Source organism: Bacillus cereus group sp. TH152-1LC, from assembly GCF_027710505.1.
Lineage (GTDB): Bacteria > Bacillota > Bacilli > Bacillales > Bacillaceae_G > Bacillus_A > Bacillus_A mobilis.
This window is the reverse complement of sequence record NZ_JAQFNK010000006.1, coordinates 80,746-96,292: the sequence shown is the minus strand read 5'-3', so window position 1 is coordinate 96,292 and position 15,547 is coordinate 80,746. Positions and strand designations below refer to the sequence as shown.

Sequence of the window (15,547 nt, the reverse complement as noted above, 5' to 3'; positions counted from 1 at the left end):
AAAAAGTAAGAATAGTAAAATAATGGTGCGGGACACTAAAAAATGTAAGGTAGGGGAGAGCATGAAAGGCTATTCAAAAAAAGTGTTAGTAGGGGTAAGTTTTGCTAGTTTAATGTTAGGGAGTTTCCAAGGGAGCACATTGGCAGAAAGTACAAAGGGAGAGCAAGTTTCTTATCGGAATGTGCTCAAAATGGAGCCAGTTGGTGTACAATTACCAGTGCAAGAATTAGCCCATTCATCAAAAGTGCTGGAAAATAAGTCTTTTGAGAAAAGGCTACAATTTGCTGATTTGTCGCAAAGACCGCCTGAAGTGAAAAAAGAAAGTAAGCAATTAGCTGCAGCGAAAACTTATACAATCGCTGAATTAAATCAATTAAGCAATCAGCAGTTAGTAGATTTACTTGTAACAATTGATTGGGAGCAAATTACGGGTCTATTTCAATTTAATAAGGATAGCCTTGCATTCTATCAAAATGATAGTAGGATGCAGGCAATTATTGATAAATTGAAGCAGCAAGGACAAGCTTATACGAAGGATGATTCAAAAGGGATTGAAACTTTAGTAGAGGTATTACGATCAGGATTTTACTTAGGATTTTATCATACAGAATTAAGTAAACTAAATGAGCGGATCTATCATGATAAATGCTTACCTGCATTAAAAACGATTGCGAATAACCCGAATTTCAAACTCGGTACGTTAGAACAAAATAGAGTTGTATCATCATACGGAAAATTAATAGGAAATGCTTCGAGTGATGTGGAAACGATAACATCAGCTGCAAAGATTTTTAAACAATATAACGATGATTTTTCTACATTGGTAGACAATCTATCAGCTGGAAATGCAATTTACGATATTATGCAAGGTGTGGATTACGACATTCAATCGTATTTATATGATACGAGAAAAGCACCGAAAGATACAGTATGGTACCAAAAAATTGATAGCTATATTAATGAATTAAGTCGTTTTGCCTTAATTGGAACGGTGACGGCGAAGAATGGTTGGTTAATTAATAATGGTATTTATTATACAGGTAGACTTGGTACGTTCCATAGTACAGGAACGAAAGGATTACAAGTTGTAACAGACGCGATGAAAATGTATCCGTATTTAGGAGAGCAATATTTCGTAGCGGCTGAGCAAATCGCGACGAATTATGGCGGGAAAGATGCAAATGGAAATATTGTTAATTTAGATCAAATACGAGAAGATGGGAAGAAAAAGTATTTGCCGAAAACGTATACGTTTGATGATGGTGCAATTGTTTTAAAAGCTGGAGATAAAGTGACAGAAGAAAAAGTAAAACGTCTATATTGGGCAGCAAAAGAAGTGAAGGCACAATTCCATCGTACGGTTGAAAGTGATCAACCTTTAGAAAAAGGAAATCCTGATGATGTATTAACGATGGTTATTTATAATAGTCCAGCTGAGTATCAATTTAATCGTCAATTATACGGATATGAAACGAATAACGGTGGTCTTTATATAGAAGGAACAGGAACGTTCTTTACTTATGAGCGTACGCCAGAAGAAAGTATTTATAGTTTAGAAGAATTGTTCCGACATGAATTCACGCATTACTTGCAAGGTAGATATGAAGTGCCAGGGCTTTGGGGACAAGGTAAGATGTATGAGAATGAGAGATTATCTTGGTTTGAAGAAGGAAATGCTGAGTTTTTTGCAGGTGCAACGAGAACAGATAATGTTGTACCGAGAAAGAGTATTATAGGAGGAATATCTTCAAATCCAGCAGAACGTTATACGGCAGAGCGAACGTTAAATGCAAAGTATGGAACGTGGGATTTCTATAATTATTCCTTCGCTTTACAATCATACATGTACAATCATACATGTACAATAAGAGATATGATATGTTTGACAAAATTCACGATCTTATTAGAAAAAATGATGTAACAGCATATGATGCATACCGTTCTGCTTTAAGTAAAGATGCGAATTTAAATAAAGAGTATCAAGATTATATGCAAATGTTAGTCGATAACCGTGAGAAATTTAATGTTCCATTAGTATCAAATGATTATTTAGCAACTCACGCACCAAAACCAGTTTCAGATATTGCGGCAGAAATTACAGCAGAAGCAAAATTAAGTAATGTATCAGTTAAGAAAAATAAATCACAGTTCTTTAATACATTTACACTACAAGGAACGTATACAGGTACTACTGCAAAAGGGGAATATGAAGACTGGAAAACAATTACACAAAACGTGAATGATACGTTAAAACGTTTAAGTGCAAAAGAATGGACAGGCTATAAAACAGTAACAGCGTATTTTGTAAATTATCGTGTAAATGCATCAGGACAATTTGAATATGATGTTGTATTCCACGGTATTAATACAGAAGAAGGTACTGTGAATAAAGCACCAGTTGCGGTTATAAATGGTCCATATAGCGGAAATATAAATGAAGCAATTTCGTTTAAAAGCGATGGATCAAAAGATGAAGATGGAAAAATTGTTGCTTATAAATGGGAGTTTGGTGATGGTACTGTAAGTAATGAACAAAATCCGACTCACGTGTATACAAAAGAAGGAACATATACGGCAAAATTAACAGTAACAGATGACAAAGGATTAACGAATACGGTTACAACGAATGTAACTGTTCAAAAGAAAGAAGATAACAGTGTAGAAAAAGAGCCAAATAACTCATTCCAGACAGCGAATAAACTGCAATTAAATCAAGTTTTACGTGCTAGTTTAGGAAATGGTGACACGAGTGATTACTTTGAAATTAATATAGAAACGGCGAAAAACCTACAAATTAATGTAACGAAGGAAAGTAATATAGGAGTAAACTGGGTTCTTTATTCAGAAGCAGATTTAAATAATTATGTTACGTATGCTCAGCAAGAAGGAAATAAGTTAGTAGGAAGTTACTACACGTATCCAGGGAAATATTATTTACATGTGTATCAGTATGGTGGGGGAACAGGGAATTATACGGTAGAAGTGAAATAGAAAAAAGGTCGCCGTGATTGGCGACCTTTTTGTTACGCATTATAGAAAAATTAAATGAAATTTATAAAAGTCTGATAGGCGATACCAAGGGAAAATGCGGTAGCTACCATATGTGCAGTCCATTTAGGCATATTTAAATTCAATACGACATTATACAAGATTCCATATACGATACAAATGATTAATATACATGCAATGAATTGAAGAACTAGAAAAAATAGTGGTTGTTCTAAAGGATTAAAATCATGTTGTTCCATTTATTCTCACTTCCTTTATTTAATATATTAATATAATTTATTTGCAAGTGGAAGTATTATTTCTATAAAGTTCCAAAAATGTGATATGTAATCTATGTTGGTAATCACAAAAATTGATACAAACTATAATGTAACTCAAAACTATTAGTATAACGCGTAAAAAAGGTCGCCATGAATGGCGACCTTTTTTACGCGTTATACCCGAACAATTTTAAATCTTCACCTGAGTCTGAAATTATCTTTTCGAACTGCAATCCTACTTTTTCTAAAAGCTTTCCTGAATTGATGTTATCAATAGTAGTAATTGCTACAATTCGTTTCATACCTAGGTTCTGTACACCGTAGTCTATTACAGCAGAAGCGGATTCAAAGCCATACCCCTTTGAACGGAATTTCTCTAAAAAGGCAAAGCCGATATCGACATCTTCTAATGAATCTCTTTTAATAAGACCGCACATACCAAGTGGAGTAAGATCTTCTTTTCGTTCAACTAAGTAAAGACCAAAGCCCATTTTATTATACATATCAACGGGTCCGTTTAAGATGTATTTTTTTGCATCGTCTAAGTTTTTAATCCTTTTATCACCAATAAACTGAATCCATGCAGGATCGTTTACTAATTCAAGAATAAATGGAGCGTCTTTTATATCAAACCAGCGAAGAATGAGTCGTTCAGTTTCAAGAACTATCAATCTATTGCACCACCTTTAATCGTTATAACAATTAGTATGGGTTGCGAAATACAAAAGTGCAACATATTTTAATTATGCTCTACTTGTTCACATAAAGTTCGTTTGTTTTGTATAGAGAGATATTTTATAATTAGGATTGATTGTAAAGAGTGAGATACTTATACAATGACTCCTAGGTAACTAGGAGTTTTTACTATATAACTATCATTATTACTAAATATGACACACTACACATTCTGCTCAAGGAGGTACATAATGAAAAAATTATATAATGCATCGTTTACGTATTTGATTATCGGCTTATTATCAGGGATTTTCGCTAGGGAGTATGGAAAGTATAAGGGGATTGTAGGATCTACTTTGTTAAATCTTTTGCATACACATACACTTGTACTCGGTTTTTTCTTCTTTTTAATTGCTTTAGGATTAGCAAAAGTATTTGCGTTTCATGAAGCGAAAAGTTTTAATAAGTGGTTTGTTTTCCATAACATTGCATTAACTTTAATGTTAGGTTCGCTAGCAGCGAGAGGGCTTCTTCAGCTCAATGGGGCGGACTTTAAAGGGTTAACGTATATTGTAGGGTTTTCCCATTCGTTGATGGCAGTTACTTTAATTTGGTTTATGTTGTTAATAAAGAAGTCATCTAAAATATAGTTTTATAGAAAAGAACTTGCAATATTTATTGCGAGTTCTTTTTATTTATTCGACAGTATGAAACGAATTACATATATGTAAAACTTGAATTATTTAATTTTTCGGATTATTATGTATAAAATGGTTAACATATTTTGTAATTCGAATTTATAGAAAGTAGGAGAGTGTACGATGGAGATAACGGTAGAGCGTTTAGTAAATGAATTAAAGGGTGTACTTCCCGAAGATCGAGTAGTTGTGAATACGACAGTAAGAGAGTTACATAGTAAAGATGAATCTTATCATACTAGTAGTTTACCTGATGTAGTAGTTTTTCCGAAAACGACTGAAGAGGTTAGTAGATTAATGAAAGTAGCGAGTGAGCATAAAAAACCTGTCGTTCCTTTTGGCGTAGGTTCTAGTTTAGAAGGACATGTCATTCCATATGAAAAAGGAATTACAATGGACTTTTCGCTCATGAATAAAATACTTGAAATAAGAGAGAAAGATTTTCTTGTGAGAGTACAGCCGGGAGTGACTCGCTCTCAGCTGAATAAAGAATTGAAAAAGTATGGATTGTTTTTTAGTGTAGATCCAGGAGCAGATGCAACGTTAGGTGGAATGGCTGCTACAAATGCGAGCGGAACGACAGCAGTTAAGTATGGGGTAATGCGTGATCAAGTTCGTGATTTAGAAGTCGTTCTTGCTGATGGGGAAGTAATACATACTGGAAATTTAGCAGCGAAGTCATCATCAGGTTACCATTTAAATGGTGTTTTCGTAGGGTCAGAAGGTACTCTTGGATGCTTTACAGAGTTAACATTAAAAGTATACGGCATACCAGAACATGTTATGGCTGCGAGAGCATCGTTTCCAACTATAAATGATGCAGTAGAAGCTGTGATTAATATACTACAAGCGGGTATTCCAATTGCGAGAATTGAACTTGTAGATGAATTATCTATGAAACAAGTAAATCATTATAATGAAACAAGTTACAGAGAAGAACCTACACTGTTTTTAGAATTTCATGGCAACGAAGCAGGGCTAAAGCAAGATATTGAATTCACGAAGGAAATTGTTTTTGATCATAAATGTAAAGAAGTTGCTTTTGAAACGGAAACTGCGGCGAGAAATAAATTATGGGATGCACGGCATAATCTAGCATATTCATACGTTCATAGCTATCCTGGTAAAAAGCTTATGAGTACAGACGTATGTGTACCAATTTCAGAATTAGCTGGTGCAATCCAACATGCGAAAGAGACGTTAGATAAAGTAGGTCTTGTTGGTGGTATTCTTGGCCATGTAGGAGACGGGAATTTCCACGTGCTCTTAATGATTGATCCGAACGATAAAGAAGAAGTGGAAAAGGGTGACGAAATAAATGAAAGTATCGTTTTATATGCGCTTAAACGAGGGGGAACGTGTACGGGAGAACATGGCGTTGGAATCGGGAAACGGAAGTATCAAGAAGAAGAACATGGGGCGGCATTACTCGTAATGGAAAAAATAAAGAAAGCTCTTGATCCGCAAAATATTTTGAATCCGAATAAAGTTTTTCAATTGAAGGATAGGGGATGATGGGGTGAAAGTACTAGAAGCGATAAGTAATATAGCTGGAAAATATTTTGCATTTTGGGTTATTTGTATTGCAGCTATTGCATATTTCATTCCTGGACCATTTCTAGGGTTAACTAGTTACATAACGATTTTACTTGGAATTGTCATGTTTGGAATGGGATTAACATTAAAGGCTGTTGATTTTAAAATCATTGCTACAAAACCATTGCCAGTTATTATCGGTGTATGTGCTCAGTTTATTATTATGCCACTTGTCGCATACGTACTAGCCTACGTTATGAATCTGCCAGCTGAATTAGCAGCTGGATTAGTGTTACTCGGTTCGGTACCGGGTGGCACTGCATCAAATGTTATGGTTTATTTGGCAAAAGGGAACTTAGCGTTGTCTATTGCAATGACTTCATTATCAACATTACTAGCACCGATTGCTACACCTCTTATTTTATTATTACTTGCGGGACAATGGATGCCAGTGAATGCTATGTCTATGTTTCTTTCTATCGTACAAGTCATTATCCTACCTATTATTTTAGGGTTAGTAGTGAAGAAGTTTTTCCCTACAACTGTTACGAAAGGAATGACTGTTATTCCTTTAATATCAGTTGTAGCAATTATCATTATAGTTTCAGCGGTGGTTTCAGCGAATGTAAGTAGCATTACTTCTTCAGGTCTTCTTATCTTTATCGCAGTTATGCTTCATAATGCATTTGGTTTTTTACTCGGATATATAACAGCGTTCGTACTTGGACTAGACGAAGGGACAAGAAGAGCTATTTCAATAGAAGTAGGAATGCAAAATTCAGGCTTAGGTGTTGCGCTGGCAACAGCACATTTTGGACCAGCCGCTGCACTCCCAAGTGTATTAGCGGCAGTATGGCATAACATTGCAGGGCCGATTTTAGCAACCATCTGGTCAAAAAATGCAAAGAATACTTTCAGTGATGAAAATTTATCGGTAAATATAGAAAAATAGGGATGGTAAAGAATGCAAAAGCGTATTTTACATTTTGAAGGGTTAGTTGTTTTCGTAGCCACGATTTATGCGTATTCGATATATGAATTTAGTTGGATTATATTTTTGATATTTCTTTTAGCTCCGGATATATCAATGTTGGCGTATGGGATAAATAATCATGTAGGTGCTAAAATTTATAATATTTTTCACACATATATTATATCGATAGTAATAGCTATAATAGGTGTATATTTTAAGGTAGATACCATTATAATGATTGGCTTAATTTGGACAGCGCATATTGGGATGGATCGAATGTGTGGATACGGATTGAAAGATGAGACGAATTTTAAGGATACTCATATTCAAAGGTTATAAATTATTTTGGGAGAGGGATACATTGAAACAAAGAATTACTATCGAAGAATATAACATCGAATGGGAAAATGAATTTTATAAATTACAATTGCTTATTAATAATGTAATAAAAGAATTTGTTTTGTCCATTGAGCATGTTGGGAGTACATCTGTTAAAGGACTGGTAGCAAAACCAATATTAGATATTGATATAGTAATAGAAGAGTACGAAATTTTTCCTGAAGTAGTAAAAAGACTTGAAACGATAGGGTATTACTATCAAGCGGACTGGAGCTTCAAAGGGAGAGAGGCGTTTGGTAGAAAGGATGCTTTCGTTCCATGGAACGGGGAAAGTACAGTTTGGATGGAACATCATTTGTATGTGTGTGACAAAAATAGCGAAGAGTTAAGAAGACATATAGCGTTTCGAGATTACCTTCGTGAACATGAAGATGTTGCTGTTGAATATGGAGGTTTAAAGGAAGCGTTAGCAAGAGAGTCGAAACATCGATCCAGTTATAGTGAAGGTAAGACGGCATTTATTACAAATATATTAGGGAAAATAAACTAAGGTCGTGTTAAGTATATGCGGCCTATTCTTTTTTATTGAAATTTGCCACTATAAAATAATGACAAACTGTCCCTGTTGATTGATGCGATTACTAAATATAATTAGGAAATAAATTTGAAAATATCGGAAAAGAGTGAGTTTATGTACATACCAAAACATTTTGCAATAGAAGATGAAGAGATGAAGTACGAAATAATAGAACAAAATAGCTTTGCGACATTATTTTCTCAACATAACGGGGAACCATATGCAACGCATTTGCCTTTGTTATTAAATAGGGAGACTCTAACTTTACATGGTCATTTCGCACGTCCGAATGAACAGTGGAAAGATAGTGGGAATCAACATGTACTTGCTATATTCCAAGGACCCCACAGCTATATATCGCCGTCGTGGTATGAAACAAACAATGCAGTACCAACATGGAATTACGTTGCAGTGCATGTATATGGTGAATTAGAAATTGTTGAGGATGAACAGGAAAGAATAGATTCTCTTCAAGAGTTAGTACATAAATATGAAGATCCAGAGAGCACCTACTCGCTAAATGAGGTAGATTCGAATTATATGGCAGGATTAAGTAAAGGGATAGTTGGTTTTAAAATTAGGATTAGTAAAATAGAAGGGAAAGCGAAGTTAAGTCAAAATCATTCTGTAGAAAGAAGAAAATTAGTTGTGGAAGAACTTGAGAAAGTTGGTAGTGAGGGGAGTAGGGGGATTGCGGAGTTGATGAGAAAATAAAGTTTACTTGAAAGGGAACCATTCTAAATAAGTGTATTTAAAAAGACCTTCTTAATTGAAGGTCTTTCATTTTTTAAAGTGTTTTTTCAGCTGTTGTTGTTGGGGTGTAGTCTTTACTTGTGTCAACGGATTGAACAAAGTCAGGTCTTTGTGGTGCCGGGAAATCTGCATGGCCTGCTTGATATGTAAATGAACTATTTAGGCCAATAGATACAATACCTAGTACAGATAATCCTAAAACGATAGAACTAATTTTCTTTATCATTTTAATGCCCCTTTCTCAAACGTTTTTTCTTTTGCTTGTAATGCTTTATGAAAATACTCACTGGCTTTTATATGGTTATTTTCATCGTAAAGTTTAATGGCTAACTTTTCTGAATATTCCTGAGTGTAGTTATATAAAGATTCTTTGTCGAAATACGTAATTCCTTCAAGAATAATTTTTTCTAAGTCTTCAGTTGATTCATTATTGTTAAGGGACTCTAAAATTTTAAAGTGAAGCATATATTCTTCATTGTTAAGTTCTGTACAAATTTTTAATCCTTTTTTAATAAATTCTGAAGCGATATTTATTTCACCAAGTTTAGAATGTTCCCTTGCTTGTAAGAAAATTGCTTTAAAATGTGTAGGCATTTTTGTTGTCACTTCAGATAGATGACGAATAGCTAATATTGATAAGTTTTGATTAGCATATAGCCAACCTAAGTTATTACGCACTCTTAACAGTAATGATTCTTCACCCTGTTTCTGTAAAATATTGATTGCTGAATTATATTTTTCCTCTGCTTGCTCGTATTGTTTTAAATATACAAATGCTGCACCTAATACGCTTTCACAAGAGGCGACATTCTTTTCATACCCTACAGCTTTTATGAAGAATTCTTTTGCTTTGGTTGCATATTCAATAGCCTCAATTGGCTGGTAAAAATGATAATAGAAAATAGCCATTCGATAATTAAATTCCCCTTTTTCTAGATCATCAGTGGCATTTACCAGTAGTCTCTCAGCTTTTTCATAATGTTCACTTGCTAAATTATAATTTGTTGTTAAAGTAGCATGAATTGCTTTAAATAAATGATAATAGTAAGAAAGTTGGTGATTAGGTGAAATCGAGTAAGAATCTATTTTATTGAAACTGTCTTTTGTGATACTTAAACCATCAGTTAAAACTTTGAAACGAAAATCTAGTAGAGAATAGTATAATGCTAAATCTTCATCTTCTTCAAAGTTTAGTTCCTTTTCCTCAATTCCATGCTTTAAGTTTGTCGCCTGGGACACATCTTGTTTAAGCATAGCTAAATACCAATCATTAAATAATTTCGTAATTTGTTCATTACCTTGTAGTTGAACGTTCATGAAATCCCCTCGCTTTTTGAATATTCTTATAAAATATAGTATCAAAAATAACAATATTTAGAAATATAATTTTTATTTCTCAATATTTGTTTAACAAGCTCATGAGTAAGTCTATTGGAATAGTTACGTTTTTGTTTTGGAGTAAAGAAAAGGAATCGGAGGAAGTGCATTTTAAAGTTCTAGTTGAGAGGGGAGAATATAAAAAAGTGTGTTCACATAATTTGTATGAACACACTTTTTTTATATTAAACAATCAAGTCCCACAAAAAGTACGATAAGGCCGATTCGTCGGGGCAGGTGGAACACAGTATTCTTCTTGCTCTGTAGCATACGCATAAGGATTTGATAGAGCTTCAAGAAGTTTCTCCATTACGCTATAGTCGTCATTTGTAACAGCTGCTTCTAGTGCCTCTTCTACGCGGTGGTTTTTTGGGATGATGGATGGATTATTATTTTTCATCATTTCGTAGGCGTTTTCTTTCGATTCTTCTTGTCTTTCTAATCGAGATTGCCACAGTTTGTACCATTCTTTAAATTCAGGACTTTCAAATAGAGCTGTATTTTCGATCGTATTAAGAGTTAATGAACGGAATGTATTTGTGTAATCTGCTTTATGTTTCTCCATCATTTTTAAAAGTTGCTCAATAAGGGAGTGATCGTGTTCCTCGTTGCTAAATAGTCCTAATTTCTTTTTCATTCCAAGGAACCACTGGTTTTCATACTGTACGCTAAATTTAGAAATTTCGTCTTGGGCAATTTTTAATGCTTCTTCTTCATCTTCGTGCAGAATCGGTATTAAAGATTCTGCTAATCGTGCCAGATCCCATGCGGCCATATATGGCTGATTCCCATATGCGTAGCGACCTTGTGTATCGATCGAGCTAAATACAGTTCCTTGGTCGTAATTGTCCATAAAAGCACAAGGGCCGTAATCAATCGTTTCTCCACTAATCGTTATATTGTCAGTGTTCATGACGCCGTGAATAAATCCAACAAGTTGCCATTTAGCGATGAGACTTGCTTGTTTCTTTATAACTTCTTGTAGTAATGCAGTATATCGGTTTTCATGAGCCTCAATTTCTGGATAATGCCTGTTTATTGTATAGTCAGCTAGTGATTGAAGATCCTCGATAGAACCACGAGCTGCAGCATATTGAAATGTGCCGACACGTATATGACTGCTAGCGACTCTAGTTAAAATTGCTCCAGGTAACTTTGTTTCACGATATGTTGGCTCGCCAGTTGTGACAACTGCTAAACTGCGAGTAGTCGGAATATCGAGTGCATACATTGCTTCACTAATAATATACTCACGTAGCATCGGACCGAGTGCCGCACGACCATCACCACGGCGTGAATACGGAGTAGGGCCAGAACCTTTTAGCTGAATATCAAAACGTTTACCTGAAGGAGTAATTTGTTCGCCAATTAAAAGAGCGCGACCGTCGCCTAACATATTAAAATGTCCGAATTGATGACCGGCATACGCTTGTGCTAATGGATGAGCTCCTTCTGGGAGTGCATTACCAGCAAAAATAGCAATTTCGGCTTCTTTCTTCAATTCTTCAGGATTAAAGCCAAGAGATATTGCTAGTGAGTGGTTTAGTTTAACTAGCTCCGGTGAACTTACGGGAGTAGGGGGGATTTCTGTATAAAATGATTGCGGCAGAGTCGTATAACTATTATCTAAATTCCAATCAGCTTCATTATTTTTAGTCATTTTATCTCCTCCTTGTTTATTTTTTATTATGTATTTGTACGTATGTATTCTTTGTAAAGTTAGCTAAAAGTATAATATGATATTTCCCCTTGCAATCTATTGTAAGGACTTCATTGCACTATGTCTATTTAACAGCAAATATAAAAACTCCATTTTTTTAAATGGAGTTTTTATTATTACTTAATTTTTACGATTATTTTTCCTTTTGCTCTTCCAGCCTCTGAATATTCCATTGCTTTTTGAGCATCTTCAAAAGGGAAAACTCGATCGATTACCGGTTTGATTTCACCAGCTTCAATATAGTTTGCGATAGTACGTAATTGATCTCCGCTTGGTTTCATAAATAAAAATGAATATTGAGCATTATGCTTTTTTTCAAGTGCAGTAAGTTTTCTACTTACTAATGAAAATAAGAGCGTTTTGAAAAATCCGGAACCAAATTCTTTACCGAAACGAGCATTTGGCATTCCTGAAACGGAAACGATGTTGCCGCCGTTTTTTATAATATTGAATGATTTTTCAAGTGTTGTACCGCCGATTGTATCAAATACTGCATCATAATCTTTTAGCATTTCTTCAAATTTTTCTGTTTTGTAATTAATAATTTCATCTGCGCCAAGAGACTTTACTAAATCAGAACCAGCTTCACTAGCAGTCGTTGTAACAGTTGCACCCATTATTTTTGCTAACTGAATTGCGAAAGTACCAACACCACCAGATCCAGCGTGAATTAAAATCTTTTGTCCTTTTTGTAAGTGCATGATGTCATGTAGTGCTTGATATGATGTTAAGCCAACGAGTGGAATCGAAGCAGCTTCCTCAAAACTTAAATTTTTAGGTTTTAAGGCTACATCATCCTCGTGAATGGCTATATATTCCGCGAAAGTGCCAATCTTATTTTTTCTTGGGCGTGCGTATATTTCATCACCGACTTTAAAGTGAGTTACTTTTGATCCAACCTTTACGATGACACCGGAAAAGTCATTCCCAAGGATTAGGGGCATTTCATATTTAAGTAACATCTTCACTTTTCCATCGCGTATTTTAAAATCAATCGGGTTAATACTAGCTGCATGAATTTCTGCGAGCACTTCATACTCATTTATTTCAGGAGTAGGTACCTCTGCCATACGCATTGGAACTTTCCCGTATTTATCAATTATCATTGCTTTCATTTCTTATACCTCCAAATCTCAATAAAAGTTGTGCAATAGCTTTTCAATATCTAATACAAGATTTTTTAATAAACCTAATTTTGTACGTATATCAATATAATAAAAGTTTTTTGTACCTTCTTTTCGCATTAAAATAATACCGGCTTCTCGTAAAATTCTAAGATGATGTGATACCGCTGGTCGAGAAAGGTGTGTTTTTTTCGTAATTTCGCCCACACGTAATCCGGTTTGACATTCCGTTTCCATGAGAACGAACAAAATAGCTTGACGTGTTTCATCGCCAATTGCTAATAATACTTTTTGAGAATCAATAAAATCTTTTTTTATAACATTTAATTGTTCTTGTTTATTCATTTCAATCACTTTACCTCCTGGTAATTAGTCGAAAGGTTTAAGATGATGAACCATTACATCGATACGGTAATGCTACATGATTGTTGTATGAGCTGCAATATTGGGAAAGAAAATCGAGACGAATGAAATTTTCTGTGTTGAAAATGGTAGGGGATAGAAAAGGATAGCATATTAAAATGGATGAAGTTTTAAAAAGAAAAAGTGATTGAATAATACGTTGTTTATAAATGATAGAGGGGAAGGATTTTTAAAAAATAAGCGGTCGTAACCCCTTATAACTTTACAGGGCTACGACCGCTTATTATGTTGGTGTTTACTAAAGTGAGTTGTTTCGTTTTACTCTTTCATACATGCATAATTCAAGCAGATTATAGATATATGAAAAAGTAAAAGTAATTTGGGGCGTAATCTATCTATATGATAATTTAAAATGAAATATAAGTCTATATCTTTGTTGTTTTTTTGATTATATTTATGTCACTGAGCTCAGAACAATGATGTGGAGGGTAAATTTATGAAATCGAATTACGTATCAGTTTTAATTGTTGGAGGAGGATTATCAGGATTAGCGTCTGCTTTATTCCTTGCAAAACATAACGTTGATTATTTACTAGTTGAAAGGCACCCGTCTACTGCAATTCATCCAAAAGCAGGTGGAATCACTTTTCGTACGATGGAGTTATTTCGAGAATTGGGTTTAGAACAAAGAATTAGATTGGCGGGTAAAGCGTTAGAAAATTGCCGAGGAAGAATAGCAGTTCATATAATAGCAGAGGCCGATAAGGAAGAATTGGCACAAATGAGGGCGACTCAGTATGGAAACGATGAAAAGTTACTTCGAAAAATAGAAGAGATTAGTCCATCAAAACAAACGGCTTGTTATCAAATTATTTTAGAAGAGATGATGTTACAAGAAGCGAGAACATTAGGCGGAGACTTATCTTTTTATCATGAATTGGTTTCTTATGAACAAAATGAGCACGGAGTAATAGCGACGATTTGGAATCGTGAAACGGAAGAAGAAAGTATTATTCATTGTGACTATGTAATTGCAGCGGACGGGGCAAAAAGTAAAATACGTGAGCAGCTAGGAATACGTACCGAGGGACGAGGTACAATCGGTGGTTATTATATGAATATTTATTTTGAAGCGGATTTAAGTGAGTTTATACAGGGAGATGCATTTGGTTTTACTATGGTACTTCATTCGGAAGTTCTTGGTGCACTTATTCCAGTTGATAACGAAAGAAGATGGATTTACCATGTATCCTACGATCCGTTAAAAGGAGAGCGACCAGAGGATTTCACTATAGAACGCTGTAAACAAATCATTCAAACCGCAATTGGAAGTACAAAAATCGAGTCAGAAATAGTAAGTGTTTTACCGTGGGAAGCGACTGAAAGTACAGCCGTGAAATTTCAAGATAATCGAATCTTTTTAGTTGGTGATTCAGCACATATTATGCCGCCAACAGGAGGATTTGGTTCAAATACAGGCATACAAGATGCACATAACTTAGCTTGGAAATTAGCGGCTGTTATAAAAGGGAAAGCAAATCCAAAATTGTTAGAAACATATTATGAAGAGAGATATCCTGTTGCAAAATTAACGACGGAGTATGCGAGTAGTTTATTGTTCCGTGCTGCGAATAGAGAAGAAGGCAGTTTGAATAATATGGATGGTTTAGCTGTAACTGTCGGGTATCAGTATTGTTCTGAAGCGATAGTAGATGACTCAGCTACTTCACATAGAATGGATATCGTAGAGTTGAATGGAAGACCTGGAACGCGAGCACCACACTTTTGTGGAACGTATGATGGAAAAGAAATTTCTATACTTGATTTATTAGGAAATGATTTTGTGTTACTTATTGGAGCAGAAAATCGCGCTTGGGCCAATTGTGCACAAGATGTTTCAGCTGAATTAGGAATAAATATAAAAGTGTATCGAGTAGGTTTAACCGGAGAGTTTATTGCTCAAGAAAATGTTTTTCGTGAATTATATGGTTTAGAGAATGAAGGAGCTGTAGTGATTAGACCAGATAGCTTCATTGCGTGGCGTTCAGCAAAAGGTACAGCAAATCTATGTACGGTGCTTAACGAGGTAATGAATCATTTATTGTGTAATTTTTAAGCAACTAGGAAGAAGTGTTTTATATAA

14 protein-coding genes and 1 pseudogene are annotated in these 15,547 nt (G+C 34.8%); 8 read left to right on the top strand and 7 right to left on the bottom strand.

Annotated elements, in window-relative coordinates:
- The first annotated feature begins 61 nt into the window (after positions 1-61).
- Positions 62-2,991: pseudogene (gene colA / locus PDL00_RS16270) on the top strand (collagenase ColA).
- A 50-nt stretch (positions 2,992-3,041) separates the two neighbouring features.
- Here the strand turns inward: colA and PDL00_RS16265 are convergent.
- Positions 3,042-3,248 carry a hypothetical protein gene (locus PDL00_RS16265; RefSeq protein ID WP_270730153.1) on the bottom strand — a complete coding sequence of 69 codons (207 nt, stop codon included), beginning with the start codon at positions 3,246-3,248 and terminating at the stop codon, positions 3,042-3,044.
- Between the two features lie 188 nt (positions 3,249-3,436).
- Positions 3,437-3,940 (bottom strand): GNAT family N-acetyltransferase, encoded by a 504-nt coding sequence (locus tag PDL00_RS16260; protein WP_088029371.1) that lies wholly within the window; start codon positions 3,938-3,940, stop codon positions 3,437-3,439.
- A 255-nt stretch (positions 3,941-4,195) separates the two neighbouring features.
- Here PDL00_RS16260 and PDL00_RS16255 point away from each other — a divergent pair, with 255 nt between their 5' ends.
- The 6 genes from PDL00_RS16255 to PDL00_RS16230 all read left to right on the top strand — a co-directional run bounded on the left by PDL00_RS16255 (position 4,196) and on the right by PDL00_RS16230 (position 8,781).
- Positions 4,196-4,594: a DUF2871 family protein gene (locus tag PDL00_RS16255; protein WP_242255815.1), complete on the top strand. Its 399-nt coding sequence runs from the start codon at positions 4,196-4,198 to the stop codon at positions 4,592-4,594.
- A gap of 171 nt (positions 4,595-4,765) precedes the next feature.
- Entirely contained in the window at positions 4,766-6,157 is a 1,392-nt protein-coding gene (locus PDL00_RS16250; RefSeq protein ID WP_270730151.1) for an FAD-binding oxidoreductase, read from the top strand.
- Positions 6,158-6,161: 4 nt separating this feature from the next.
- Positions 6,162-7,130 (top strand): bile acid:sodium symporter family protein, encoded by a 969-nt coding sequence (locus PDL00_RS16245; RefSeq protein ID WP_270730146.1) that lies wholly within the window; start codon positions 6,162-6,164, stop codon positions 7,128-7,130.
- Between the two features lie 12 nt (positions 7,131-7,142).
- On the top strand, positions 7,143-7,490 hold the full coding sequence (locus tag PDL00_RS16240) for a DUF4260 domain-containing protein (protein WP_270730144.1): 348 nt from the start codon (positions 7,143-7,145) through the stop codon (positions 7,488-7,490).
- Positions 7,491-7,512: 22 nt separating this feature from the next.
- Positions 7,513-8,040 (top strand): GrpB family protein, encoded by a 528-nt coding sequence (locus tag PDL00_RS16235; protein ID WP_270730142.1) that lies wholly within the window; start codon positions 7,513-7,515, stop codon positions 8,038-8,040.
- Between the two features lie 141 nt (positions 8,041-8,181).
- Entirely contained in the window at positions 8,182-8,781 is a 600-nt protein-coding gene (locus PDL00_RS16230; RefSeq protein WP_270730140.1) for an FMN-binding negative transcriptional regulator, read from the top strand.
- 73 nt (positions 8,782-8,854) lie between these two features.
- On the opposite strand, the gene PDL00_RS16225 is transcribed toward PDL00_RS16230, so the two are convergent.
- From PDL00_RS16225 to PDL00_RS16205, 5 genes are all read right to left on the bottom strand, one after another.
- The gene (locus tag PDL00_RS16225) at positions 8,855-9,046 is read right to left on the bottom strand and encodes a Phr family secreted Rap phosphatase inhibitor (RefSeq protein ID WP_242255804.1); all 192 of its coding nucleotides are present in this window, start codon (positions 9,044-9,046) and stop codon (positions 8,855-8,857) included.
- Positions 9,043-10,137: a response regulator aspartate phosphatase gene (locus PDL00_RS16220; protein WP_242255802.1), complete on the bottom strand. Its 1,095-nt coding sequence runs from the start codon at positions 10,135-10,137 to the stop codon at positions 9,043-9,045. The genes PDL00_RS16225 and PDL00_RS16220 overlap by 4 nt, the downstream gene beginning before the upstream one ends.
- A gap of 253 nt (positions 10,138-10,390) precedes the next feature.
- A complete protein-coding gene (locus PDL00_RS16215; protein ID WP_270730135.1) occupies positions 10,391-11,857 on the bottom strand; it encodes a protein adenylyltransferase SelO in 1,467 nt (488 codons plus the stop codon).
- A 176-nt stretch (positions 11,858-12,033) separates the two neighbouring features.
- Complete coding sequence (locus PDL00_RS16210) at positions 12,034-13,032, bottom strand: NADP-dependent oxidoreductase (RefSeq protein ID WP_270730132.1); 999 nt, start codon at positions 13,030-13,032, stop codon at positions 12,034-12,036.
- A gap of 18 nt (positions 13,033-13,050) precedes the next feature.
- On the bottom strand, positions 13,051-13,395 hold the full coding sequence (locus tag PDL00_RS16205) for an ArsR/SmtB family transcription factor (RefSeq protein WP_185914399.1): 345 nt from the start codon (positions 13,393-13,395) through the stop codon (positions 13,051-13,053).
- 505 nt (positions 13,396-13,900) lie between these two features.
- Here PDL00_RS16205 and PDL00_RS16200 point away from each other — a divergent pair.
- The gene (locus PDL00_RS16200) at positions 13,901-15,520 is read left to right on the top strand and encodes an FAD-dependent oxidoreductase (RefSeq protein WP_270730130.1); all 1,620 of its coding nucleotides are present in this window, start codon (positions 13,901-13,903) and stop codon (positions 15,518-15,520) included.
- Positions 15,521-15,547 lie beyond the last annotated feature (27 nt).